The organism is Marinobacterium nitratireducens (assembly GCF_014645375.1).
In the GTDB taxonomy this organism is placed as follows: Bacteria; Pseudomonadota; Gammaproteobacteria; order Pseudomonadales; family Balneatricaceae; genus Marinobacterium_A; species Marinobacterium_A nitratireducens.
Window position 1 is genome coordinate 389422 of sequence record NZ_BMLT01000004.1, and the last position, 25847, is coordinate 415268.

20 protein-coding genes are annotated in these 25847 nt (G+C 63.4%); 14 read left to right on the forward strand and 6 right to left on the reverse strand.

Going from position 1 to position 25847, the window contains the following annotated elements; translation table 11 throughout:
• Positions 1-269 precede the first annotated feature (269 nt).
• Positions 270-1829, forward strand: a complete 1560-nt coding sequence (locus IEX85_RS10060; protein ID WP_188860448.1) for a PAS domain-containing sensor histidine kinase — start codon at positions 270-272, stop codon at positions 1827-1829.
• Positions 1826-2437 (forward strand): response regulator transcription factor, encoded by a 612-nt coding sequence (locus tag IEX85_RS10065; RefSeq protein ID WP_188860449.1) that lies wholly within the window; start codon positions 1826-1828, stop codon positions 2435-2437. The genes IEX85_RS10060 and IEX85_RS10065 overlap by 4 nt, the downstream gene beginning before the upstream one ends.
• 136 nt (positions 2438-2573) lie before the next feature.
• On the opposite strand, the gene IEX85_RS10070 is transcribed toward IEX85_RS10065, so the two are convergent.
• From IEX85_RS10070 to IEX85_RS10080, 3 genes are all read right to left on the reverse strand, one after another.
• A complete protein-coding gene (locus IEX85_RS10070; protein ID WP_188860450.1) occupies positions 2574-3383 on the reverse strand; it encodes an alpha/beta fold hydrolase in 810 nt (269 codons plus the stop codon).
• Between the two features lie 188 nt (positions 3384-3571).
• On the reverse strand, positions 3572-3985 hold the full coding sequence (locus tag IEX85_RS10075; protein WP_188860451.1) for a PaaI family thioesterase: 414 nt from the start codon (positions 3983-3985) through the stop codon (positions 3572-3574).
• A gap of 56 nt (positions 3986-4041) precedes the next feature.
• Complete coding sequence (locus tag IEX85_RS10080; RefSeq protein ID WP_188860452.1) at positions 4042-5679, reverse strand: AMP-binding protein; 1638 nt, start codon at positions 5677-5679, stop codon at positions 4042-4044.
• Between the two features lie 216 nt (positions 5680-5895).
• Here IEX85_RS10080 and IEX85_RS10085 point away from each other — a divergent pair, with 216 nt between their 5' ends.
• The 6 genes from IEX85_RS10085 to IEX85_RS10110 all read left to right on the forward strand — a co-directional run bounded on the left by IEX85_RS10085 (position 5896) and on the right by IEX85_RS10110 (position 14186).
• Positions 5896-6444, forward strand: a complete 549-nt coding sequence (locus IEX85_RS10085) for a TetR/AcrR family transcriptional regulator (RefSeq protein ID WP_188860453.1) — start codon at positions 5896-5898, stop codon at positions 6442-6444.
• Between the two features lie 853 nt (positions 6445-7297).
• Positions 7298-8464: an isovaleryl-CoA dehydrogenase gene (locus IEX85_RS10090; RefSeq protein WP_188860454.1), complete on the forward strand. Its 1167-nt coding sequence runs from the start codon at positions 7298-7300 to the stop codon at positions 8462-8464.
• Between the two features lie 274 nt (positions 8465-8738).
• Complete coding sequence (locus IEX85_RS10095; protein WP_188860455.1) at positions 8739-10346, forward strand: carboxyl transferase domain-containing protein; 1608 nt, start codon at positions 8739-8741, stop codon at positions 10344-10346.
• Positions 10347-10370: 24 nt separating this feature from the next.
• Positions 10371-11165 carry an enoyl-CoA hydratase/isomerase family protein gene (locus IEX85_RS10100; protein WP_188860456.1) on the forward strand — a complete coding sequence of 265 codons (795 nt, stop codon included), beginning with the start codon at positions 10371-10373 and terminating at the stop codon, positions 11163-11165.
• A 124-nt stretch (positions 11166-11289) separates the two neighbouring features.
• A complete protein-coding gene (locus IEX85_RS10105; protein ID WP_188860457.1) occupies positions 11290-13284 on the forward strand; it encodes an acetyl/propionyl/methylcrotonyl-CoA carboxylase subunit alpha in 1995 nt (664 codons plus the stop codon).
• Positions 13284-14186 carry a hydroxymethylglutaryl-CoA lyase gene (locus IEX85_RS10110; protein ID WP_188860458.1) on the forward strand — a complete coding sequence of 301 codons (903 nt, stop codon included), beginning with the start codon at positions 13284-13286 and terminating at the stop codon, positions 14184-14186. The genes IEX85_RS10105 and IEX85_RS10110 overlap by 1 nt, the downstream gene beginning before the upstream one ends.
• A gap of 777 nt (positions 14187-14963) precedes the next feature.
• Here the strand turns inward: IEX85_RS10110 and IEX85_RS10115 are convergent.
• Positions 14964-15980 (reverse strand): LLM class flavin-dependent oxidoreductase, encoded by a 1017-nt coding sequence (locus IEX85_RS10115; protein ID WP_188860459.1) that lies wholly within the window; start codon positions 15978-15980, stop codon positions 14964-14966.
• A gap of 348 nt (positions 15981-16328) precedes the next feature.
• A complete protein-coding gene (locus tag IEX85_RS10120; RefSeq protein WP_188860460.1) occupies positions 16329-16754 on the reverse strand; it encodes a CBS domain-containing protein in 426 nt (141 codons plus the stop codon).
• A 125-nt stretch (positions 16755-16879) separates the two neighbouring features.
• Here IEX85_RS10120 and IEX85_RS10125 point away from each other — a divergent pair, with 125 nt between their 5' ends.
• The 5 genes from IEX85_RS10125 to IEX85_RS10145 all read left to right on the forward strand — a co-directional run bounded on the left by IEX85_RS10125 (position 16880) and on the right by IEX85_RS10145 (position 22297).
• Positions 16880-17806, forward strand: coding sequence for an ABC transporter ATP-binding protein (locus tag IEX85_RS10125; RefSeq protein WP_188860461.1), 927 nt, complete (start codon positions 16880-16882; stop codon positions 17804-17806).
• A gap of 183 nt (positions 17807-17989) precedes the next feature.
• Positions 17990-18751 carry an ABC transporter permease gene (locus tag IEX85_RS10130; RefSeq protein ID WP_188860462.1) on the forward strand — a complete coding sequence of 254 codons (762 nt, stop codon included), beginning with the start codon at positions 17990-17992 and terminating at the stop codon, positions 18749-18751.
• Positions 18752-19038: 287 nt separating this feature from the next.
• Complete coding sequence (locus IEX85_RS10135) at positions 19039-20133, forward strand: extracellular catalytic domain type 2 short-chain-length polyhydroxyalkanoate depolymerase (protein WP_229721866.1); 1095 nt, start codon at positions 19039-19041, stop codon at positions 20131-20133.
• Positions 20134-20137: 4 nt separating this feature from the next.
• Positions 20138-20650, forward strand: coding sequence for a hypothetical protein (locus IEX85_RS10140; RefSeq protein ID WP_188860463.1), 513 nt, complete (start codon positions 20138-20140; stop codon positions 20648-20650).
• A gap of 618 nt (positions 20651-21268) precedes the next feature.
• Positions 21269-22297, forward strand: coding sequence for a sodium:calcium antiporter (locus IEX85_RS10145; RefSeq protein ID WP_188860464.1), 1029 nt, complete (start codon positions 21269-21271; stop codon positions 22295-22297).
• A 158-nt stretch (positions 22298-22455) separates the two neighbouring features.
• Here the strand turns inward: IEX85_RS10145 and IEX85_RS10150 are convergent, their stop codons facing one another.
• The gene (locus tag IEX85_RS10150) at positions 22456-24363 is read right to left on the reverse strand and encodes a sigma-54-dependent Fis family transcriptional regulator (protein WP_229721867.1); all 1908 of its coding nucleotides are present in this window, start codon (positions 24361-24363) and stop codon (positions 22456-22458) included.
• Positions 24364-24860: 497 nt separating this feature from the next.
• Between IEX85_RS10150 and IEX85_RS10155 the strand changes: the two genes are divergently transcribed.
• On the forward strand, positions 24861-25847 hold the full coding sequence (locus IEX85_RS10155; protein ID WP_188860465.1) for a thiamine pyrophosphate-dependent dehydrogenase E1 component subunit alpha: 987 nt from the start codon (positions 24861-24863) through the stop codon (positions 25845-25847).

A 25847-nucleotide genomic window follows, 5' to 3' on the forward strand; every position in this document is an offset into this window, starting at 1 on the left:
CCCCCACGAATTGCCGCGCAGGCAACGCCTGTGCCGCCCAATCCAGACCCGTTTCGACTCGGACGCTGCATCCCACTGATTCAGGAGACGACTTGGTGGGCGAGATTGCGCTGGTTCGCCCGCAGAGCGGGCTCCTACAGGCGAAACGGCCCGGCGCCAATCCCCTCTCGTCGCAGCGATAGGTCTGCGGCGCCTGATGCATCGATAATCCTGCGCCTCTCTTGGTAAACTAGCGATATTGTATACAGAAACAGCAGAAGAGCACTGGCATGCCCACAGCACGAGAGCAGGCGCTGGAGTCGGAACTGGCAAGCTGCCGGCGCGAAGCCGATCGCTACCGCCTGCTGGCGGAGCAGTCGACGGATATGATCTCGCGACACCGGCCGACGCCGGACTGGACCTACGTCGATGTCAGCCCCGCGGTCGAAAAGCTGCTGGGATATCGCGTCGAGGAAATGATCGGCACCCGCGGCTACGATCTGTTCCATCCCGATGACGCCGATAACCTGATCAAGCGGACCGCCTCGGTCAGCTACCGCGGCGGCCTCTATACCAATGTATTTCGCTACCGCCACAAGAAAGGCCACTACATCTGGCTCGAGACCACCAGCCGGACCATCCGCGACGAGCAGGGGCAGCCGCTCGAGATCATCTGCGTTTCTCGCGACGTCAGCGCTCGCGAGCAGGCGCAGCTCGCGACCCGGCGCCTGGCCCGCGTGGTCGAGGCCTGCTCCGACATGGTGATGTTCTGCGCCGCCGACAGTCTGCAGCTGACCTACCTGAACGAGGCGGCCTCGACCACGCTCGGCAGCCACCTGAGCGGAGCGACAGCGCTCGGCCTGCAGCAGCTGTTCAGCGACGAGAGCTACGAACAGCTGCTGCGACCGGCACTGGAGCATGCCGCCCGTCATGGCATCTGGCACGGCAGTATCGCAATGCAGCTACCCGCGGATGCAGCTCCGCGCATCGCCGAGATTCACGAGCTGATCGCGCATCGCAACCCCGGCAGCCTGGGCGGTATCGAGTACTACTCGGTCATCGGCCGGGATATCACCCAGAGGCGCCAGGCGGAAGAGTCCGCCAAGCGCCAGCAGCAGGAGATGGCGCACATGTCGCGCCTGCTCTCGGTCGGCGAAATGGCCACGGGCCTCGCCCACGAGATCAATCAGCCACTGGCGGCCATTCTGAACTACTGCCGCGGCACCCTGCGCCGCGTCGAAGAGGAGCAGAAACTGGCGCCGGAGCTGGCGCTGCAGACCATGGAGCGGATCACCGGTCAGGCCCGCCGCGCCGCCGAGATCGTCAAGCGCCTGCGCAGTTTCGTGCGCCGCACCGAATATCAGCGCATCGAGTTCTCCATCAATGACAGCTGCCGCGAAGTGGCCGGCTTCCTCAACCAGGAAGCGAGTGACAACGGTATCGATTTCGAGTTCGAGCTCGCCCCGGAGGATCCGAAGGTCTGCGCCGACCGCATCCAGATCGAGCAGGTGCTGCTCAACCTGATGCGCAATGCAATCGAGGCCTATGCGGATTGTGACAGGACCCGGCGACCGGTTACCATTGCAACCCGCAGCGACAACGGCCGTATCGACGTGATCGTCAGCGACCGGGCCGGGGGAATCGATGCCGACACCCTGCAACGGCTGTTCGACGCTTTCTACACGTCGAAGCCGGGCGGCCTCGGGATGGGTCTGCAGATCTCCCGCACCATTATCGAAACCCACGGCGGTCAGCTCTGGGCCGAGAGCGACGGCTGTGACGGCACCCAGTTTCAGTTCCAATTGCCGGCCGATCGGCGGCAACTGTCACGACATCAGGATGGCAAATGACACAGCAACCGGATGCAACGGTTTTTATCGTTGACGATGACGACGACTTCCGCGACTCGATGCAGTGGCTGCTCGAATCCGATGGCCTCGGAGTACGGAGCTTCGCCTCGGCCGAGTCCTTTCTTGAACACTACACAGGTGCGCCCGGCTGCATGCTGCTGGACGTGCGCATGCCGACGCTGAACGGGCTGGCGCTGCAGCAGATCATGCAGGAAAGGGGCATCGCCCTGCCCCTGATCGTGATCAGCGGGCACGGCGACATTCCGATGGCGGTCACCGCGATCAAGAACGGCGCCATGGACTTCCTCGAAAAGCCGTTCGACGACGCGACCCTGCTCCACCGGGTACGCGAGGGCCTGGCGCAGGCCCAGAGCCTGCAACAGCAACAAAAGCAACTGACGGAGCTGCGCAGCCGTCACGAGACCCTGAGCCGGCGCGAAAAGCAGGTGATGGAACTCGTGGTCGCCGGTATGGCCAATCGCGAAATCGCCGAGGACCTGGGCATCAGCCCGAAAACGGTTGAGGTTCACCGCTCCCGCGTGATGAGCAAGATGCAGGCCGACAGCCTGCCGGAGCTTGTCAATATGGCAGGCCGGCTCGACGGGTAACGGGTTACGGGTTACGGGTTACGGGTTACGGGTTACGGGTTACGGGTTACGGGTTACGGGTTACGGGTTACGGGTTACGGGTTACGGGAAATTGTCACGTGTCACTTGTCACCTGTCACCTGTCACCTGTCACCTGTCACCTGTCATCCACGATGCTGCCGACAAAATCCGTAATTGCCGTCAGCGCCGCCTCCGGGGCCTCCAGGTGCGGAATATGGCCGCAGCCGGGCAACATCAGGCCTCGCGCCCGGTTGCCGATTCCCTCGCAGATATCCTCGACCTGCGCCGGAAGGCCGTAGTGATCCTCCTCGCCCTGCATGATCAGCGACGGGCAGAGAATATCACCCAGCCAGGGACGCAGATCGAAGCCCTCGTATCCCGGCCGGGTCCAGGTCTCGTGCCAGGCCCGGAACAGCAGGTCGGTGCGCTCGCCATGGTAGCGGGCAAGCCGCTGCGGCAGGTCGCTGCCCGGAGCCTGATAGCGACGAACCGCGTCGTTGATGCCGGCAGTCGTCAGCACATCGACATAGATATGCGCCGCCATCGTCACCACCCCGGCCACCTTTTCGCCCAGCACCGCCGCGCCGATCAGCGCAATCGAGCCGCCATCGCTATGCCCGACCAGCACCACCGGGCCGAGCCCGGCGGCGTCCAGCACCCGCGGCAACCAGACCCTGCCTTCCTGCTCCAGGTAGTCGTCCGGCCGCGGCAGCTCGATCGGGCTGGAGCCACCGTAGCCGCGCCGTTCGTAAACGAAGACATCGCAACCGGTACGCCCCGCCAGCTGCTGCGGCACGGTTTTCCACATATCGATACAGCCCAGCGCCTCATGCAACAGCACCAGTGTCGGCCGGCCCCTTTCGCCGCCGCTTTGGATGCCGTGCAACGCCCGGATACTGACATCGTCACCAAGCTCCAGCTGGCGCGTCGTCCATTCAATCGTCATCGATATGCCTTTCGTTACGGGTTACGGGTTACGGGTTACGGGTTACGGGTTACGGGTTACGGGTTACGGGTTACGGGTTACGGGTTACGGGTTACGGGTTACGGGTTACGGGTTACGGGTTACGGGTTACGGGTTACGGGAAATTGTCACCTGTCACCTGTCACCTGTCACCTGTCACCTATCAACTGTCACCGCGGTATCGCATAGGTGATGGTCGCCTGCGCCACCGGCTCTGCCCCGTCGCCGGAATAGACGTACACCTCGCCAACGCCGAGAGAACGGCCGACCTTGAGCATGCGCGCCTCTGCCACCAGATCGGCACAGGCCTTGGGTTTGCGCAGAAAGCTGATATTGAGATTGCTGGTCACCGCCAGCGGCACAGCGCCGATCCTGGTCAGCAGCGCGGCGTATACCGCCACGTCCGCCAGCCCCATCATCACAGGTCCCGACACGGTGCCGCCCGGGCGCAGATGCTGGTCCGAGACCGACAGCCGCATGCGCGCGCTGCCCGGCCCGACCTCCTCGAGCACACCATACTGATCCCCCTGGGGAAAATGCTCGCTCAAAAAGCTGTTCAGCTGCTCCAGCGACAAAACCGGCATCCGCCACTCCTCCAGTCAAATAGATGTCCAGCGGGGGCGGCGGGCCGCCCCTTTCGTCAAACCGCGAGCGCTTCGCTCTCCTCTCTCGCCTGATTGCGCAGCACGAAACGCTGGATCTTGCCGCTCGGCGTCTTCGGCAGCGCCTCGACAAACTCGATCTCACGCGGGAAGGCGTGCGTCGAAAGACGGGAGCGTACCAGCTGCTTGAGGTCGTCCGCCAGCTCTTCGCCGGCATCGTACTGGGGCTTGATCACCACGTAGGCCTTGATGATGGCGCCGCGGCTCGGATCCGGTTTGCCGACCACGCCGCTCTCGGCCACCGCCGGATGCTCGAGCAGCGCGCTTTCGACATCGGCGGGGCCCACCCGGTAGCCGGCGGTGGTGATGATATCGTCATCGCGGCCGGTATAGGTAAAGCTGCCGTCACCGTGGCTCATCACCACGTCACCGGTGAGATAGTAGCGGCCCTGGAACGGCGACTTCTCGCCCCAGGTGTAACCCTGGAAAATGAACAGCGGCGACCGTTCGGTATCCACCGCCAGCTCGCCCACCTCGCCATCGGCGATCTCCCGGCCTTCGGTGTCGAGCGCCACCACCCGGATGCCCGGCAGCGAATAGCCCATGGAACCGGCGCGTACCGGGTGCTCGAGCGCATGGTGATTGCAGCAGGTCATGCCGGTTTCGGTCTGGCCGTAATGATCCATGACGGTACAGCCCAGACGCTTCTTCACCCAGCTGATGACCTCGGGATTCAGCGCCTCGCCGGCACTGCTGGCCACCCGCAGGCCCAGAGGTTCACCACCTTCGCCGTCGTCGGCGGCCTTGAGCATGCGATAGGCGGTGGGCGCCGCCGCCAGGTTGCTGATGCGGTACTTGCGCAGCATTGCGTAGGTGCTGTCGGCGGTGAAGGCATTCTCGTTGAAATGAGTGGCGCAACCGAGCAGCAACGGACCGATCACAGCGTAGTAGAGCCCGTAGGCCCAGCCCGGGTCGGCGACATTCCAGTAACGGTCTTCGGGACGAAGGTCGATGGCATAGCGCATGTAGGCGTAGAAGGCGAGCAGCGCCCGTGCCGGAACGGCAACGCCCTTGGCCTTGCCGGTGGTGCCGGAGGTGAACATCTGCAGGATGGGCTCGTCGGCGCCGATCCGCACCGGAGTGAAGTCGTCGCTCTGCGCCGCCAACGCGGTCGCGAAGTTCGCATCGCCATCGTTGTCCGCATTGACCAGCAACACCGGCGGGCAGTCCCGAACCTCGTCGAGCTTGCCGCGGTTGGCCATATCCGTTACCACCAGGCGGGTGCCCGCACGACCGAGACGGTATTCGATGGCGCCCGAGCCGAAGGCGGTGAACAGCGGCTGGTAGACCGCGCCGGCGCGCAGAGTGCCGAGTATGACCACCAGCAGCTCCGGGGTTCTTGGCAGCAGACCGGCGACCCGGTCGCCCCGGCCTACGCCGATGGACTGCAGATAGTTGGCGAAACGCGCCGCCTGCGCCTGCAGTTCGGCGAAGCTGTGCTGGCTGGCGGGCCTTTCGACCCCCTCGTAATAGAGACCGATCCGATCGCCATCGGCCCAGCGGTCGCAGATCTCCTCGCAGACGTTGACCCCCTGATCGAGACTGCCGATCAGTTGCCGCTCGATCGTAGCCGCGGTGAAATCTCCATAAAAACCTTCGTACGCTTGCATGCTCATCACTTGCCCCTGCTTGTTTTTTTGATATCGGGCCGGAGCCAACCGGCACCTAGGGATTACCCCAATTCATACATAGCTTTGACGTAAACGTAAAGTATCGAAATGTAACAACCCGGGCTTCACCGTGCTCGCTCGAAGGCGCCCGAACATCTCCATACGTTTACGTATAGTTGAGTTCTGAGATAAGCTATGCGAACGCGAATCCAGGAAAACCGCATGAACATCAAGCTCAGTCGCCATCAGTGGATCACCGAAGCATTTGCGGTCCTCGCCGAAGCCGGCGTCGATGGCATCAAGATCGAGGGGCTCGCCAAACGACTGCGCGTCACCAAGGGCGGGTTCTACTGGCACTTTCGCAACCGTGAAGATCTGCTGCTGCACATGCTCGAACAATGGCGCGTCGGCCGTATCGAAACCATACACGAGCAGACCCGCGACGAAGACCACGCCGCCGATACTCTCAAGTATCTGATACGCCTCTATACCGACAGCACCAACCTGCGCGGCAACGCGATCGAACTGGCGGTACGCGACTGGGCGCGCAGCGACAGCCGCGCCGCCGAGGCCGTCGAAGCCGTGGACCGGGAGCGCCTGGACTGCGTCTCCAGCCTGTTCGCGCAGCTGGATCTCTCCCCCGACGACGCCTACTCCCGCGCCTACCTGTTCTACTCCTTCATCTTCGGCCAGAGCCTGCTCAACGACGACAGCTGCCGGCTGGAGCCCAAGAAGATCAAGCAGTTCTGCACCCGGTTTCTGGTCTCGTAGGTTGGGTCTAGCGCCGCAGGGACCACAATGGACTGTGGAAATGCCAGCATTGCAGGAGCATATGCTGGCCGCGTAACCCAACACCGGACGGCGGGTTCGGGATAGGGTCACGCCAACCGAGACCAATCGATCTGTACTGCGATCGATATTGCGGGTTCCGCGATGCCCGAACCCAGGGGTCATCGTTGGACCCTATACGGATGCATCGCTGCACCCACCCTCCGGTCCGTAGTTCCTCACCAATACGTAGGTTGGGTCTAGCGCCGCAGGGACCACAATGGACTGTGGAAATGCCAGCATTGCAGGAGCAAATGCTGGCCGCGTAACCCAACACCGGACGGCGGGTTCGGGAATCGGTCATGCCAACCGAGACCAATCGATCTGTACCGCGATCGATATTGCGGGTTACGCGATGCCCGAACCCAGGGGTCATCGTTGGACCCTATACGGATGCATCGCTGTACCCACCTTCCGGTCCGTAGTTCCTCACCAATACGTAGGTTGGGTCTAGCGCCGAAGGCGCGTAACCCAACACCGGACGGCGGGTTCGGGAAAGGGTCACGACAACCGAGACCAATCGATCTGTACTGCGATCGATTTGACGGGTTACGCGATGCTCAAGCTCCGCGCGAGGCTGTCGATTCACTGCCAATTCATCGCTAACCCATCCTCCGATTCGTGCGACCGATCACCATCGAGTAAAACCCTTTCAGCCTACCGTCGCCAAACACCTTACGTATACGTCAATTAAATATACGCATCCGTATTGACGTTAACGTAAAGATTGCCATACGATAGCGTATAGTCAAAACAAACAGGGGTGATCCCCCAATCCCACGAGAGGGCCGGCACGATGATTTCACAGTACTCCGAACTGAATTTTGGTCTGGGCGAAACGCTGGATATGTTGCGCGAGCAGGTCAACGCCTTCGCGACGGACGAGATTGCGCCGCTGGCCGAGGCGACGGACCGCGAAAACGCCTTCCCGAACCAGCTGTGGCGCAAGTTCGGTGAGATGGGTCTGCTCGGCATCACCGTCAAGGAAGAGTTCGGCGGCGTCGACATGGGCTACCTGGCCCACGTCATCGCGATGGAGGAGATCAGCCGGGCCTCGGCCTCGATCGGCCTGTCCTACGGTGCCCACTCCAACCTCTGCGTCAACCAGATCCACCGCAACGGCAGCCAGGAGCAGAAAGAGAAGTACCTGCCGAAGCTGGTCAGCGGCGAGCACATCGGCGCGCTGGCGATGTCCGAACCGAACGCCGGCTCCGACGTGGTATCGATGAAACTGACAGCCCGCGACAACGGCGACCACTACCTGCTCAACGGCAACAAGATGTGGATCACCAACGGTCCGGACGCCAACGTCTACGTCATCTACGCCAAGACCGACCACAGCAAGGGCCCGCACGGCATCACCGCCTTTATCGTCGAGCGCGACTTCCCCGGTTTCTCCCGTGCCCAGAAACTCGACAAGCTCGGCATGCGCGGCTCCAACACCTGCGAACTGGTATTCCAGGATTGCGTGGTGCCGAAGGAAAACATCCTCGGTGAGCTGAACGGCGGCGTGAAGGTGCTGATGAGCGGCCTCGACTACGAGCGCCTGGTACTGTCCGGCGGTCCGCTGGGCATCATGCAGGCGGCAATGGACGTCGTGGTTCCCTACATCCGCGAGCGCACCCAGTTCGGCAAGGCGATCGGCGAGTTCCAGCTGGTACAGGGCAAGGTGGCCGACATGTACACCCTGATGAACGCTGCCAAGTCCTACGTCTACACCGTGGCACGTTCCGCCGAGCGCGGTGAAACCACCCGCAAGGACGCCGCCGGCGCTATCCTGTATTCGGCCGAAAACGCCACCAAACTGGCCCTGGATGCCATCCAGCTGCTCGGCGGTAACGGCTACATCAACGAATTCCCGACCGGCCGTCTGCTGCGCGACGCCAAGCTGTACGAAATCGGCGCCGGCACCTCGGAAATCCGCCGCATGCTGATCGGCCGGGAGCTGTTCCAGAACAACTAAGGATCGCCGCAACCCGGCGGGGAAAACGTAGGATGGGTGGAACGGCGCCCGAGCACGGAGTATCCGGTACCTGTGCAGACAGAGCGCCGTGCAACCCATCTTGATGCGCCAGTTAAGCACCGTGACATGATGGGTTACGCCGCTCAATCGCTTGGCAGACCTGAAACCGGGTGCCATTGCGGCTCCACCCATCCTACAAACTGCGTACCAGATTCGCCAAGCCGGCACAGAATCAGCGATGAATTACCCCCGCCGGAATGTCGAGGAGTATGAAATGACGGTTTTACAGAGCAAGATCAATCCGCGCAGCGACGAGTTCCGCGCCAACTTCGAAGCCATGAGCAAGGCGGTCGGCGATCTGCGCGAAAAGGTCGCCGCCATCGAGCTCGGCGGCGGCCCCGAATACCAGGCCCGCCACACCGCCCGCGGCAAGCTGCTGCCGCGCGAGCGCATCAACCGGCTGCTGGACGAGGGCTCGCCCTTTCTCGAGCTGTCCCAACTGGCGGCCTTCGGCGTCTACGACGAGGATGTACCGGCTGCCGGCGTCATCGCCGGTATCGGCCGGGTGTCCGGCACCGAGTGCATGATCGTCGCCAACGACGCCACCGTCAAAGGCGGCAGCTACTACCCGCTGACGGTGAAGAAGCACCTGCGTGCGCAGGAGATCGCCGAGCGCAACCACCTGCCCTGCATCTACCTGGTCGACTCCGGCGGCGCCAACCTGCCGCGCCAGGACGATGTCTTCCCGGACCGCGATCACTTCGGCCGCATTTTTTACAACCAGGCGCGCATGTCCGCCAAGGGCATCGCCCAGATCGCCGTGGTCATGGGACTGTGCACCGCCGGCGGTGCCTACGTACCGGCGATGGCGGACGAATCGATCATCGTGCGCGAACAGGGCACCATCTTCCTGGCCGGCCCGCCGCTGGTGAAGGCTGCAACCGGCGAGGTGGTCTCGGCCGAGGACCTCGGTGGCGCCGACGTACACTGCAAGACGTCCGGTGTGGCGGACCACTACGCCGAAAACGATGTGCATGCACTGCAGATCGCCCGCAGCTGCATCGCCAACCTCAACCGTCGCAAGCCGCTGGAGCTGGCGACCCAGCCGCCCCGCGCGCCGCTGTTCGATCCCGAAGAGCTGTACGGCATCGTCGGCACGGACCTGAAAAAGCCCTTCGACGTTCGCGAAGTGATCGCACGCCTCGTGGACGGATCCGAATTCGACGAGTTCAAGAAACTCTACGGCACCACCCTGGTCACCGGTTTTGCCCATATCCACGGCTACCCGGTGGGTATCGTCGCCAACAACGGCATTCTGTTCGGCGAGTCGGCGCAAAAAGGCGCGCACTTTATCGAGCTGTGCTGTCAGCGCCGCATCCCGCTTTTGTTCCTGCAGAACATCACCGGCTTCATGGTCGGTCAGAAGGCCGAGTCCGAGGGTATCGCCAAGCACGGCGCCAAGATGGTCACCGCGGTGGCCTGCGCCGACGTGCCCAAGTTCACGGTGCTGATCGGCGGCAGCTTCGGCGCCGGCAACTACGGCATGTGCGGCCGCGCCTACAGCCCCAACATGCTCTGGATGTGGCCCAACGCGCGCATCTCGGTCATGGGCGGTGAGCAGGCTGCGGGCGTGCTGGCAACCGTCAAGCGCGACGGTCTCGAGCGCAAGGGCGAAAGCTGGTCGGCAGAAGACGAACAGGCCTTCAAGCAGCCGATCATCGACACCTACGAAGCCCAGGGGCATCCCTACTACGCCAGCGCGCGCTTGTGGGACGACGGCGTCATCGACCCGGCCCAGACCCGCGACGTCATCGGCATGGGACTGTCGGCGGCGCTCAACAAGCCGATCGGCGAGACCAGATTCGGCGTCTTCCGTATGTGACGTCCGGACCTGACGGAGAGAGTCATGAGCAACGAAACCGTACTGCTGAACATCGACGATCGCGGCGTGGCCCGGGTAACGCTGAACCGGCCCGAGATCCACAACGCCTTCGACGATGCCATCATCGCCCGGCTCACCGAGATCATCGGCGAGCTCGACCGCGACCCGAACGTCCGGGTACTGGTGCTGGCCTCCAACGGCCGGAACTTTTCCGCCGGCGCCGACTTCAACTGGATGAAGCGCATGGCGGCCAACAGCCGCGACGAGAACTTCACCGATGCGCTGGGGCTGGCCGGCCTGATGTCCACGCTCAACGGCACCACCAAGCCGACCGTCGCGCTGATTCAGGGCGCGGCCTTCGGCGGCGCCGTGGGCCTTGCCGCCTGCTGCGATATCGTCATCGCCACCGAAGCCAGCCGCTTCGCGCTGTCCGAAGTGCGCATCGGTCTGACGCCGGCGACCATCAGTCCCTATGTGGTACGCGCCATCGGTGAGCGCCAGGCGCGACGCTACTTCCAGACCGGCGAAGCCTTCGACGCCACCCAGGCCCAGGCCTTCGGGCTGGTGCACGAAGTCGTCAGCGACGACGAGGCCCTGGAGACCCGGCTCGACGAACTGCTGCAGACCCTGCGCCGCAACGGTCCCTGTGCCATGCAGGCCGCCAAGGACCTGGTATTCGCCGTCAGCGGCAAACCGGTCGATCGCGCCCTGATCGACGAAACCGCCCGTCGCATCGCCGATATCCGTGTCAGCGACGAGGGCCAGGAGGGTCTTTCCGCCTTTCTGGAAAAACGCGCGCCGAACTGGATCGAGGAATAAGAAGCCATGTTCAACAAAATTCTGATCGCAAACCGTGGTGACCGCGCCCTTCAGGGCGCAGCGGCGAAGCCAAATTGCATGCCCTGCACAGCAGGCGCAGGCGATCTCGACACGGAGGCACACGATGTTTAATAAAATTCTGATCGCAAACCGTGGCGAGATCGCCTGCCGCGTAATCAAAACCGCGCACCGTCTCGGTATCCGCTGCGTCGCGGTCTATTCCGAGGCCGACGCCAACGCCCGCCACGTGGCCATGGCCGACGAGGCCTTCCTGCTCGGCCCCGCGCCGACCAGCGAGAGCTACCTGCGCGCCGACAAGATCATCGAGATCGCCAGGAACACCGGCGCCCAGGCGATCCACCCGGGCTACGGTTTCCTGTCCGAGAACACCGACTTCGCCAAGGCCTGCGAGGACAACGGCATCGCCTTCATCGGCCCGCCGGCCTCGGCAATCGCCGCCATGGGCTCCAAGTCCGCCGCCAAAGCGATCATGCAGGACGCCGGCGTGCCGCTGGTGCCGGGCTATCACGGCGCCGACCAGTCCCCCGCCCTGCTCAAGCAGGAAGCGGAAAAATGCGGCTTCCCACTGCTGCTCAAGGCGGTCGCCGGCGGCGGCGGCAAGGGCATGCGCGTGGTGGAATCGATGGCCGAATTCGACGAGGCGCTGACGTCCGCCTGCCGCGAGGCTAAGAACGCCTTCGGCAACCCGGACATGCTGATCGAGAAATACCTGACCCAGCCGCGCCACGTCGAGATCCAGGTGTTCTGCGATCAGGCAGGCAACGGTGTTTACCTGGCCGAGCGCGACTGCTCGGTGCAGCGCCGTCACCAGAAGGTGATCGAGGAGGCGCCGGCGCCGGGGCTGTCCGACGAGACCCGCAGGGCCATGGGCGAAGCCGCCGTGCGCGCGGCCCAGGCGATCGACTACGTCGGCGCCGGCACCGTGGAGTTTCTCTACGACGTCGACGGTTCCTTCTACTTCATGGAAATGAACACCCGACTGCAGGTCGAGCACCCGGTCACCGAAATGATCACCGGCCAGGACCTGGTCGAGTGGCAGCTGCGGGTCGCCGCCGGCCAGCCGCTACCGCTGGCGCAGGACGAAATCCGCATCGACGGCCACGCCTTCGAGGCGCGTATTTACGCCGAGGATCCCGATCACGACTTCCTGCCCGCCACCGGCACCCTGCGCTACCTGCGCACGCCGTCGGAGAACCGTCATGTACGGGTGGATACCGGCGTGATCGAGGGCGACGAAGTCAGCGTCTACTACGACCCGATGATCGCGAAGCTGATCGTCTGGGACGACAATCGCGAGCGGGCGCTGTCCCGCATCGCCCAGGCGCTGGAGGAGTACCGCATCGCCGGCCTCAAGACCAACGTGCGCTTTTTGCGCAACCTGGCTCTGGCCGAGCCGTTCCGCGCCGCCGATCTCGATACCGGCTTTATCGAGAAGCACCGGTCGCTGCTGTTCCCGCAGTCGAAGCTCGATCGCGATTACTGCCTGGTCATGGCCGCCGCCTTCTTCCTGGAAAGCGGCCGCGAGGGTCGCATCAACGAGGCCGACCCCTGGTCGCCGTTCGGCCGTCAGAACGCCTGGCGCCTGAACTCCCGCTATGCCCGCCCGCTGCAGCTGGCGGTGGGCGACGAGATCCATGACCTGCGGGTGCTGGATCTCGACAACGGTTACGAGATCAGTGTCGGCGACGCCAGTTACCGCGTGCGCGCCGGCCTCGCTGACGACGCCCTGGAACTGACCATCAACGGTCACCGCCTGACGGTGCACGGCCATCTCGATGGCGACGATCTGACGCTGTTCGACCAGGGTGAGCAGTTCGCCTGCCGCCTGCACCGCGAAACCTTCGGCGAGTCCGACCATCAGGGCGACGCCTCCCTGAGCGCGCCGATGAACGGCGCCGTGGTCGCGGTGCTGGTCAGCGCCGGCCAGCAGGTTGCCCGGGGCGAAACCCTGGTGATCATGGAAGCGATGAAAATGGAGCACTCGATCAAGGCGCCGGTCAATGGCGTGGTCTCAGAGGTGTTCTTCGCCGAGGGCGAGCTGGTATCGGAAGGCGCCGAGCTGGTGGCACTGGAAAGCACGGTCGAGGAGGCCTCCTGATGGCGCTGCCAAAACAGGTACGGCTGGTCGACGTCGGCCCCCGCGACGGTCTGCAGAACGAACCCGGCGTGATCGAGACTGCGGTCAAGCTCGAACTGATCGACCGCCTCGGCGCCGCCGGCGTGCGGCACATCGAGGCGGCCAGCTTCGTCTCGCCCAAATGGGTGCCGCAGATGGGCGACGCCGCGGCGGTCATGGCCGGACTCGAGCGACGTTCCGACGTGGTCTACGCTGCCCTGACTCCGAACCTGAAAGGCTTCGAAGGTGCGCTGGCCGGCAAGGCGGACGAGGTGGCGGTCTTCACCGCTGCCTCCGAGGCGTTCACGCAGAAGAACATCAACTGCTCCATCGCCGAGAGTCTGGACCGATTCGCACCGGTGATCGGTGCGGCCAGGGAGGCCGGCATCCGCGTGCGCGGCTATGTTTCCACCGTACTCGGCTGCCCCTACGCCGGTGAAATCGAGCCTGCACAGGTGGCGGCGGTAGCGCGCGAGCTGCTGGACATGGGCTGCTACGAAATCTCGCTCGGCGACACCATCGGCGTCGGTACGCCGGTAAAAGCCAAGCGGATGCTGGAGGCGGTCACCAAAGAGGTGCCGCTGGAGCAGCTGGCCGCCCACTTCCACGACACCTACGGCCAGGCGCTGGCGAACCTCTACGCGGTGCTCGAGGAGGGCCTGGCGGTCATCGACAGCTCGGTCGCGGGACTCGGCGGCTGCCCTTATGCCAAGGGGGCTTCGGGCAATGTCGCCAGCGAGGACGTCGTCTACCTGTTGCAGGGACTCGGCGTCGAAACCGGTATCGACCTGCAGCAGCTGGTCGCTACCGGCCACTGGATCGCCGGCAAGCTCGGCCGCAGCACCGGTTCCAAAGTCGGCCTGGCGCTGGGCTGCAGCGACTGACCGCCGCTACCTTTGGTAGGAGCTCGCTCTGCGAGCGAATTGCTGCACGCGTCCGGTTCGCCCGGAGACCGGGCTCCTACAACCGCCACCCTTCCATCCCTCGACAGCCTCAGCGGTTCAGGGAAGCTGCCAGCTGGGTCGGCCTGGCCATGGGCTGCGGCCGTTAACCGACGGCGCTTTTCGCAGGAGCCCGCTCCGCGGGCGAATCACCATCGTCGTCCGGTTCGCCCGGAGACCGGGCTCCTACAACCGCCACCCTTCCATCCCTCGACAGCCTCAGCAGTTCAGGGAAGCTGCCAGCAGGGTCGGCCTGGCGCTGGGCTGCAGCGGCTGACCGCCGCTACCTTTCGTAGGAGCTCGCTCTGCGAGCGAATTACTGCACGCGTCCGGTTCGCCCGGAGACCGGGCTCCTACAACCGCCTCCCTTCCATCCCTCGACAGCCTCAGCGGTTTAGGGAAGCTGCCAGCTGGGTCGGCCTGGCCATGGGCTGCAGCCGTTAACCGACGGCGCTTTTCGTAGGAGCCCGCTCCGCGGGCGAATCACCATCGCCGTCCGGTTCGCCCGGAGACCGGGCTCCTACAACCGCCACCCTTCCATCCCTCGACAGCCGCAGCGGTTCAAGGAAGCTGCCAGCTGGGTCGGCCTGGCCATGGGCTGCAGCGGCTGACCGCCGCTACCTTTCGTAGGAGCTCGCTCTGCGAGCGAATTACTGCACGCGTCCGGTTCGCCCGGAGACCGGGCTCCTACAACCGCCTCCCTTCCATCCCTCGACAGCCTCAGCGGTTCAGGGAAGCTGCCAGCAGCTCGTAGCTGCGCAGACGGTCCTCGAAATCGTGGGTGACGGCGACGATGCCGATCTCGTCGGTGCCGTAGCGCTCAGCGATGGCGCCCAGCTGGTCACGGCACTCGGCAGGCGACACGCACACCACCGATGCCAGAGTGGCATCGAAATAGGCCCGATCCGACGGACCCAGTTTTGCCTTCAGATCGATCGCCTCCCGGGGCGACAGAATGGGCGCACGCGCGCCGTGGCGAAAGGCTCTCACCTTCCAGTAAACCTGGGACGACGCCAGGAACTCCGCCTCCTCGCGGCTTGCGGCACAGATCGCCGACACCGCGATCAGCACCTGCGGCTCACCGGCATGGCCGGCCTCGCGCCAGGCCGCACGATATTCCTCGACGATAGTGACCGGCCGATCTTCCGGACCGATAAACAGCGCCAGCGCCATATTCATGCCGATCTGCCCGGCAAGCGCCGCGCTGCCACCGCTCGACCCCAGCATCCAGAGCTCCGGACAGGGGCTGTCATCCGGCATTACCCGCAGCTCGTGATAGGGATGATGATCCGGTATGCCGCCTTCGAGAAAGCCCTTGAGCAGCATCGCCTGCTGCGGATAGAAGTCCTCGCGGGCCTGGGCATAGGGGTAGGCCAGCGCATGACTCGCAAGCCCGTCACCGCCGGGGGCCCGGCCGATCCCCAGGTCGATGCGCCCCGGGAACAGGGTTTCGAGCAGGCGGAACTGCTCGGCCACCTTGTAGGGGCTGTAGTGCGGCAGCATCACGCCGCCGCTGCCGACCCGGATGGACTCGGTCACGCTGGCGATATGGCTGATCAGCACTTCCGGGGAGGGGCCTGCGAAGTTGATGCTGTTGTGGTGCTCGGCGACCCAGTAGCGGTGATAGCCGGCGCGCTCGCAGGCCTGGGCCAGTCGCGCGGACAGCGCAGGTGGCGACAGCTCCTGCTGCTTGCCGGGAACGGGCGACTGGTCGACGACGGTCAGTTTCAGGGACATAGGATTCGACTTGGCAGTGGAAATAAACCGCCCAGTATAAGGTGTCGATGCGGTCCGCGCGACGCAACAGTCCGTTGACGCAGGCGCCCTCAGTCACCGCCACCGCCGCAGCCGCCGCCACAGCACGAAAACAACCAGCAGGACGCCGAAAGCGGCAACCGATTTTTCCATCGCCGGCGAAATCCTTTCAGTAGACGGGACTTCACAGCTTACCATCCGGGCCGGCCGCCCGCTTGCCGGCGGCGACCGGGTACAGGCCGATCAGAAGCCGCAACGGCGACGCAATAAGCTGCATGCGCGCTGCGCTTCCGGCCCGTATCGGTGACCCAAGGACCGGGCCCCGGGGACCTATGCGGGTTTCTTCGACTGCTCGGCCATTTTACGCAGCAGCATTTTCAGCATATGGCGCCTGGAAATCACCCCGATAACCTTGTTGTGCCGATCCACGACGGGATAGTTCTTCGGTTTGGGTGTCTTGCTGAGCATCTGTTGCGCAAGTTCCAGGGGATGGTCGTTCGGCGACACCGTCAGCACATCGGTGCGCATAACATCCCGAACCGTGGCCACCCGCTGGTTGTAATAGACCACCTGGATCGTGATATGCAGGCACTCCTGCTCCGAAATCCAGCCCACCAGCCTGCCCGCGTCGTCGACGACGGGCCCGCCCAGCATCTCCTTCTGGATCAGCTTTGCGGATGCGACATCCACCGGCATATCCGGCGTGATGACGGCAAACTCGGTACTCATGTAGTCGGCGATAGCCCCTGGTTCCATTATCGTGCCCCCCCATTTGGCTCGTGCGGTAAGTATAAGCACTGAATGGACAGAACTGCGCAATTCAGGCCAACCCGCGCGCCAGCAGTCTACACTCATGCTGACACCGGCAGCAGGACGCAGGCGTGGCACCGATCATTACCATCAACAATCTCAGCAAAACCTACGCCAGCGGCTTTACCGCCCTTCGGCACGTGCAACTCGATATCGAGCCAGGCGAGATCCTTGCACTGCTGGGCCCCAACGGCGCCGGCAAGACGACTCTGATCAGCATTATCTGCGGCATCGTCAACGCCAGTGCCGGCAGCGTCAAGGTCGCTGGCCACGATATCCGTGACGACTACCGCGATGCCCGCAGCCTGATCGGCCTGGTTCCGCAGGAGCTCGCGACGGACAGTTTCGAAAGCGTCTGGGCCACCGTCAACTTCAGCCGCGGCCTGTTCGGCAAGGCGCCGAATCCAGCGTACCTCGAGAAGCTGCTGCATCAGCTTTCGCTCTGGGACAAGCGCGACAGCCGGATCATGGCGCTCTCCGGCGGCATGAAACGCCGGGTGATGATCGCCAAGGCGCTGTCCCACGAGCCCCGTATCCTGTTTCTCGACGAACCCACGGCCGGTGTCGACGTCGAGCTGCGCCGGGATATGTGGGATATGGTCCGCGACCTGCGCCAGGATGGCGTCACCATCATCCTCACCACCCACTACATCGAGGAAGCGGAGGAGATGGCCGACCGGATCGGCGTGATCAACCGCGGCGAACTGGTCCTGGTGGACGACAAGGTCTCGCTGATGCAAAAGCTCGGCACCAAGGAACTGCGGTTGCAGCTGCAGGCACCGCTGCAGCATCTCCCGCAAGCGCTGGAGCCGTACCGGCTGGAACTGAGCGACGACGGCCTGGAACTCACCTACCGCTTCGACGCCCAGCACGAGAACACCGGTATCGCCGACCTGCTGCGCAGCCTCAGCCAGCAGGGTGTGGATTTCAAGGATCTCCACTCGAAGCAGAGTTCGCTGGAGGAGATCTTCGTCGACCTGGTGAGGCGCAAGGCGTGAAGGGCAAGGCGTTCAGATTAGGTGTCGACTTTAGACACTGCCGTCCGACATCAATCGATCTGTACTGCGATCGATATCGATATGGTGGGGCCGCGATGCCCGGGCGCTGCGGTGACGGGAACATCCTGCCGTTGCATCGCTTGTCCCACCCTACCCACTCACCACTCACCACTCACTACTAACATGAATATTCACGGCATCAAGGCAATCTACCGCTTCGAAATGGCCCGTACCGGGCGCACGCTGATGCAGAGCATCGCCTCGCCGGTGCTCTCCACATCGCTTTATTTCATCGTTTTCGGCACCGCCATCGGCTCGCGCATGGGCGAGATCGACGGGGTCGGTTATGGCGCCTTCATAATCCCGGGCCTGCTGATGCTGTCGCTGCTGAGCGAGAGCATTTCCAACGCCTCGTTCGGCATCTTCTTCCCGAAGTTCTCGGGTACCATCTACGAGGTGCTGTCGGCGCCGGTATCGCCGCTGGAGATCGTCACCGGCTATGTCGGCGCGGCAGCCACGAAATCGGTGATTCTCGGGCTGCTGATCCTGGCGACGGCCAGGCTGTTCGTCGACTACAGCATTCTGCACCCGGTCTGGATGGTCGGCTTCCTGCTGCTGACCGCCATCACCTTCAGCCTGTTCGGCTTCATCATCGGGATCTGGGCCGACGACTTTCAGAAGCTGCAGGTGATCCCGCTGATGGTGATCACGCCCCTCACCTTCCTCGGCGGCGCCTTCTACTCGATCGAGATGCTGCCGGAGCCCTGGCGTTCGCTGACGCTGTTCAACCCGGTGGTCTACCTGATCAGCGGTTTCCGCTGGGCCTTCTACGGCACTTCCGACGTCAACGTCGCCGTCAGTCTCGGCATGACGCTGGTCTTCCTGCTGCTGTGCCTGCTGCTGATCCGCTGGATGTTCCGCAGCGGCTATCGCATCCGCAACTGAGCCAAAACGTCAGCAAAGCCACTACGCGGATTCTGCGCCGCAGCATAAAAATCCATCAACAAAAGCCCTTTGCCCAGCAGCAACAAACACTAGCGACAAAGGTCACGAAACAGTGTTATCTTCCAGCTTATGCCGATACTCGACCGTCAACGAGCGAGATAAAATAATAAAACAAACGTATGAAAAACCACTACGTCCAGCCAGGCAGGTCTACACTGTTGTTGCATTTGCGTAATAAAGTTCCGGCCGTTTGACCGCAATCCTTGCCAACACAACAGGTGGTTTCCATGAAACACTTCGATCGACTGCTGCGCCTCCGGCTGCTGTCGCTGCTCGTACTGATTCTCGCCGTCATGCCTCCGGCCGAGGCCGCAAGGCTTCCCGGGTTCGGCGCCGACATCAGCAAAACATCGGTGTCGGGACTGTCGTCCGGTGCCTTCATGACGTCACAGATCTACGTCGCCTTTTCCGACATTATGGTCGGCGCCGGCATCGTGGCGGGCGGGCCCTACCTCTGCGCCAAATCCTGGGCCGGCAACAGCCTGCTGACCAACGCCACAACCGCCTGCATGAACCCGCTGACACCGAGCGTCGGCCCCAACACACCGCACCTGGTGGCGCTTACGCGGGATCTGGCCTCGTCGGGCGCGATCGACCCGATCGAGAACCTCGCGGACGACCACCTGTACATTTTCAGCGGCAAGAGCGACACCACCGTCACCACCGCGGTCGTGGATCAGACCGCCGCCTACTACGAAGCCCTCGGCGTGCCGGCATCCTCCATCCGCTACGACACCAGCGTCAACGCCGGCCATGCGATCATCACCGACGAAAACGATGACACCGACTGCTCCAAAACCAAGGAACCCTATGTCAACGACTGCGGTTTCGAACAGTCCAACATTATTCTGAACCAGATCTACGGCTCCCTGAACCCGCCGGCAGATACGCTAAGCAGCGAGATCATGGCGTTCGATCAATCTGAATTCATCGATGCAGCCAACACCAGCATGAGTGATACCGCCTACGCCTATGTCCCGGCGGTCTGCAAAACCCACCGCAGTTGCCCTGTGCATGTGGTTCTGCACGGCTGCGAACAGGGTGCTGCGGTCATCGACCCCAGCAACAAGTACTACGCCCAAACCGGCTACAACCAGATGGCCGAAGCCAACGACATCATCATGCTCTATCCCCAGGTTCAGCCCTCCAACGCCGCACCGGTCAACCCCAAGGGTTGCTGGGACTTCTGGGGATATTCGTCGCCACAAAGCGCCGATCCCGACTACTTCACCCAAAACGCCCCGCAATTGCGTGCGATACGCAGCATGATCGACCGCCTGGCGGAGCCCGTTACCACAATCTCCTCAACCGACACGGAGTAAAATAATGAATCAATCCGTTACCGAACTTTTCGATACCAGCCTTCTGGATGCCGTCGAGCAGTGGAACGACTACGCCAACGATAACGCCCAGACCGAACGGGTTCTCTGGGGACTCTTCACCCCGGTAAAGGACTCGCTGCAGATCGCGCAGCAGGTAATGGAGGCCGTTCAGGCCGGAAACTGGACGCTGCCTGCGTCACTGCCCGACCCCGAGGTCCTCGGCGGCATTACCAGCGAGCTTGGCGATATCCAGGCGGCGGCGTTCCAGAAGATGCTCGATGAGGTCGGCCGCTACCAGAACACCGGGGCCGAAGCCGGCAAGCTGCTCAGCGAAGCGCTGGAAACCAGCGGCGAACCGCAAAAGCAGCTGGCGTCCTGGCTGGAAGCGAGCCTGAAGGTGACCAAGGCCTACCAGGAGGATTTCAACCAGCAACTGGCGGACCTCGGCGCCATCCAGTCCGCCTACACCGCCTGGTGGCAGAAAAGCGTCGAAAGCCTGTTTGCCGGCAAAGCCTGAGCCCGGACAACAGTAACACCGAGCCCCGCCGAGCTTCGAAAGCCTGCGGGGCTTTCTTTTGGCTCTTCGCGCTTTAGCATGAATCCACGGGCTAAAAGTCGGATGGGTGGAGCCGCATTGGCACACTGCTTAACGCTTTCAGCGAAGTTGACGCGGCGCAACCCATCAATGAGTCGACGCCCAAGATGGGTTGCACAACGCCCTGGCCGTATCAGTGACGGATACGCCGTACCGAGGCGTCGCTCCACCCATCCTACGATTTAGGTTTTTCCCGCTAAAGCGCGATGAGCCTTTCTTGTGGTCGCACGCAGAACCGGGGAGTCGGGCGCGAAGCCAAAAGTGCAAAAGATGCCGGGCAGGGCCCGGCAAAATGAACAACAACAGGTTCATCTCTAAGCCACGCCAAATGGCGCGCCTGCCACCACGATCGACAGCCCTGCCGTACGCGTTCGTCACGTATCGGCAGATCCCGTGTCAGCGGGTGGGAACTTGTGAAGTCCGGTTCTCCTTTCAGTCCTGAAGTATAGCCCGTACGCGGCATTCCTCCGCGGTCGCCATGGCCGGGGCACGGTTTCGGTCTATAGTGCAGGCAACCTATCACCTCGACCCGGGAGCCAAATGTTTCTCGACCTTGGTCTGACAGCCAACCTCGCACTCTTCATGTCTGCCGCCGCGGTGGTCGGCGTTTGCGGTGTACAGCTGACGGAGAAGGCCGAGATCCTGGCCCGCATCACCGGCCTCGGGCAAGCGATCCTCGGTGCCGTGCTGCTGGGCGCCCTGACTTCCCTGGCCGGCACCATTACCTCCGTCACCTCGGCCTGGTCCGGCGCCGCGGAACTCGCGTTCGGCAATGCCATCGGTGGCATCGCCGCCCAGACGACCTTCCTGGTGATCGCCGACGCCCTCTATCGCAAGGCCAACCTGGAACACGCCGCCGCCTCGGAAGAAAATCTGATGCAGGGCGTACTGCTGGTGGCGCTGCTGGCGATCCCGCTGATCGGCATTGCCGGCCCGGGGCTTACCATCTGGGCCGTCGATCTGACGTCGCTGGCGATCCTTGCGGCCTACCTGTTTGGAATACGCCTGCTGGCCCATGCCCACCGGGTGCCGATGTGGTATCCGCGCCCAACCAGCGCAACCGCGGAGCCGGAGGCGCAACCAGCGGAAACCCGCCTGTTCCGAACACGCGAAATCTGGTTGAAATTTCTGCTGCTCGCCGCCGCCGTCGCGCTCAGCGGCTGGGTGATTGCCCAGACCGGTATCGCGCTGACCCGGCAGACCGGCCTGTCCGAAACCCTGGTCGGCACCCTGTTCACGTCGGTCGTCACCTCGATTCCGGAGCTGGTCATCGCCATCACCGCAGTCAAGCGGGGCGCGCTGACCCTGGCGGTCGGCGATATTCTCGGCGGCAACACCTTCGACGTGCTCTTTCTCGTGCTCTCCGATGTCGCCTATCGCGCCGGCTCCCTCTACCAGGCGGTGTCGACGAGCATGGTGTTCTGGCTCGCGCTCAACATCCTGCTGACAGCCATTCTGCTGACAGGCATGCTGCGGCGCGAGCGGCAGGGACCTTTCAATATAGGTTTCGAGGGACTGCTGGTACTGGTGGTCTATTTGTCCGCCGTGATCCTGCTCTTTGTGCAATAAGACCGCAGCCGGCGGTTAGCGGGCCTGATTCGAAGCCCCCGAACGGCGCGAGGCCGGCCCTGCGGTGGACAGCCGTCACGCCACGACGAGCCGTTTGCCGGAAACAGCAGACACCGGCTCTGCAACCTGCCGCCATCCCCGGCCTTCCCGGCACCGACTCAGGAATCGGCGAGCCCGTATTTGCGGATCTTGCGGTGCAGCGTCGAGCGGCTGATACCCAGTGCCTCGGCGGCACGAACCACTACCCAGCGATGCTGTTGCAGGGCGCTCAGAATTCGTTGCCGCTCGTCGCTATCCGGCGCCCGGGCGCCCAGCGATACCAGCCGGTCGGGCGGCATCGGCGAAGTTTCAGACGGGGTATGCGCCGAACGCTCACCGGGCGCCGGCGGAAAGACCTCGTCTGGAAGGTCGGTCAGCCGGATGCTTGCGCCATCGGACATGCACAGCGCGAACTCCAGTACGTTCTTGAGCTGGCGTATATTGCCCGGCCAGTGGTATTCAGCGAGCACACGCCGTGCCTGGGCGTCGATCTCCCCCGCCTCTCCGTCCGGCAGACCGGCCAGAACGAGGTCGATCAGCGCGTGCAGGTCCTGGCGTTCACGCAGTGCCGGAAGAGCGACACGTACACCGCTGATACGATAGTAGAGGTCTTCGCGAAATCCTCCCTGCTCGACGATACTCGCGAGATCGCGATGCGTGGCGCAAATCACATGCAGATCCACCGGAACCGGTTTTATCTGGCCAAGCGGCGTGATCTCCCGTTCCGCCAGCACCCTCAGCAGCCGCGCCTGCAACGCCAGCGGCATATCGCCGATCTCGTCAAGGAACAGGGTGCCGCCGTTGCTGGCCTCGATCTTGCCGGTCTTGCCCCCCTTCAGACCACCGGTAAAGGTGCCGGCCCCGTAGCCGAAAAGTTCACTCTCGATCAGGGATTCCGGAATCGCAGCACAGTTGAGAGTGACGAACGGCTTGTCCCGCCGGGCGCTGCTGTCGTGGATGGCGCGCGCCCAGACCTCCTTGCCGGTGCCGGTCTCGCCCTGCAGCAGAATACTGATATTGCGATCCATGACGCGGTGGCAGATGTCGGCGTTGCGCTGCAGACGGCTGTCGCCGCCGGCGACACGGTACAGCGGCGAGTCCAGCGGTTTGCGCGGGGTCGGCGCAGGACTCGCCGCCACGGGGTTGCGGGCCGGCAGATGCCCGGCCAGACGCATCAGCCAGCCGGCCGCGGATGGCAAGGCGACGGGGGCACGGTGCACATCCTCCAGGTTGGCGCCGGTAAGTGCCGCAAGTCCCTGACCGACAATCAGCGCGCGCTCGGCGATGCCCAGCAGCAGCAGCGCCGGCGAGGTCGCACCGAGAATCCAGCCCGCATCGTTGACCGCCAGCAGCGCCGACGACAATGCCGGATCGGCGACCGGCGAGCTGACCAGCGCCAGCAGGTGGTGACGGGCGAAGGCATGGCGGAACATCGACGCCTCGATCTGATCCGCGGTATCGCAGACCAGGTTCAGCGCCAGCCCCTGCCCCACCTTGTCACCCCTGGCATAGGTGGAGATATCCAGCGCGCCGATCACGTCACCGTCCGGCGCAATCAGCGGCGCAGTCGAGCAGGTGAAACGCTGCAACTCGCGACCGAAGTGCTCGTCGGCGTATACGGTGAGCGCCTCCCCGGTGGCGAGGCAGGTTCCCAGTCCGTTGGTGCCCACCAGGTTCTCGCTCCAGACGGTACCGAGACTGAGCCCCTTGTCGGCCAGCTCCCGCCCCCTGCTGGAATCGATGTAATCGCGCAGCACGATACCGCTGGCATCGGTGACCAGCACGCAGTAGCCGGAATTGCCGCCGAGGTAGCGCAGCCGGTCGAACACCGGTTCCGCCGAGTGCAGCAGACTGTCGAGCTGATCGCGGGCGTAGCGGATTTCGGACTCGCTCAGACGCGGTGCACGCAGATCGCGGCCGGGCTCGAGCTTGTACTCTTCGATACAGCGACGCCAGGACCCCTGAATTTCGGGAGCGCGTTTGCCGTCGGGCAGCAGCCCTTGTCGATTGGGATTGCGAATGCTCATGGCAACGTCGGGAAAATTCGCCCATCTGGTTTTTATTATGTAGGACCATCATAGGCCCCGCGTCGCATCGATGTCTATGCAGGGGGCACTGAGCGAAGCGAACTGCGCCGCAGCAATGTCGGTTGGGCGCAGCGGCGTCCCCCAACACCGGAGGTTTCGATACCGCCCGATGCCGACCGATGCCAATCGATCGGTACGGCGATCGATATGATGGGTTCACGATGCCCAAAAAACGTCGGTGGCGTCCAATAAGTCGGGATGCATCGCTTAACCCATCCTACATCCCGCCACAGTGTGTGCAGGTGCCGCTACAGTCTGTCGCAACCGCTGCGACAGTCCGTGCCGGACAACTGGAACACAGCCACCCCAAAAAACAAAATAATCCTTTTATTTCAGTTATTTAAAAAACTGGCACAGGCTTTGCCCTATTCAAGACGAGCGTCAGAAGCGGCGCCTGCTGCGCCTTACGAATATCAAGAATAAAAGGAGTGGTTTCCATGAAGCCAAGCAAAGAACAGCAACTCTGGATGTATGAGCAGATGCTCGTCAGCCGCTACTTCGAGGAATCCATCGAAAAGATCTACATGGAGGGCAAGTCCCCCGCCTTCAATATGGCCAACGGCCCCATTCCCGGCGAAATGCACCTGTCCAACGGCCAGGAACCCTGCGCCGTCGGCGTCTGCGCCCACCTCGAGCCTTCCGATATCGTCACCTCGACCCACCGCCCCCACCACGTCGCCATCGCCAAGGGCGTCGATCTCGATCGCATGGCCGCCGAGATCTTCGGCAAGAAGACCGGTCTCTCCGGCGGCCGTGGTGGCCATATGCATATCTTCGACCCGAAGGTGAATTTCTCCTGCTCCGGCATCATCGCCCAGGGCATGGGACCGGCCGTGGGCGCCGCGCTGTCGCGCCAGATGCAGCGCAAAGCCGGCATCGCCGTCGCCTTCCTCGGCGAGGGTGCCGCCAACCAGGGCGCCTTCCACGAATCGCTGAACCTTGCCGCGGTCTGGAAACTGCCGGTGGTTTTCGTGATCGAGGACAACGCCTGGGGCATATCGGTGGCCAAGAGCGCCTCCACCGCCATCGAACGCAACGACCAGCGCGCCGCCGCCTATGGCATGCCCGGCCATTTTGTCCCGGGTAACGACCCGCTGGCGATCTACGAGGTGGCCGGCGAAGCCATACAGAGAGCCCGCCGGGGCGAAGGGCCGACGCTGATCGAAATCGAAACCTACCGCCTGGCCGGGCACTTCATGGGCGACGCCGAAGGCTACCGCCCGCAGGGGGAGAAGGACGCCCTCTTCGCCCGGGATCCGATTCCGAAGCTGCGCGAGCACCTCAAGGCCAGCGAAGGCTGGAGCGACGCCGAGGATGCAGCGCTGGTCGAGCGCAGCCGCGCCCGGGTCGATGCCGCTATCGCCTTCGCCCGCGACAGTGCCTACCCGGATCCGGAAGAAGCCCTCGACAAAGTGTTCGTCTGA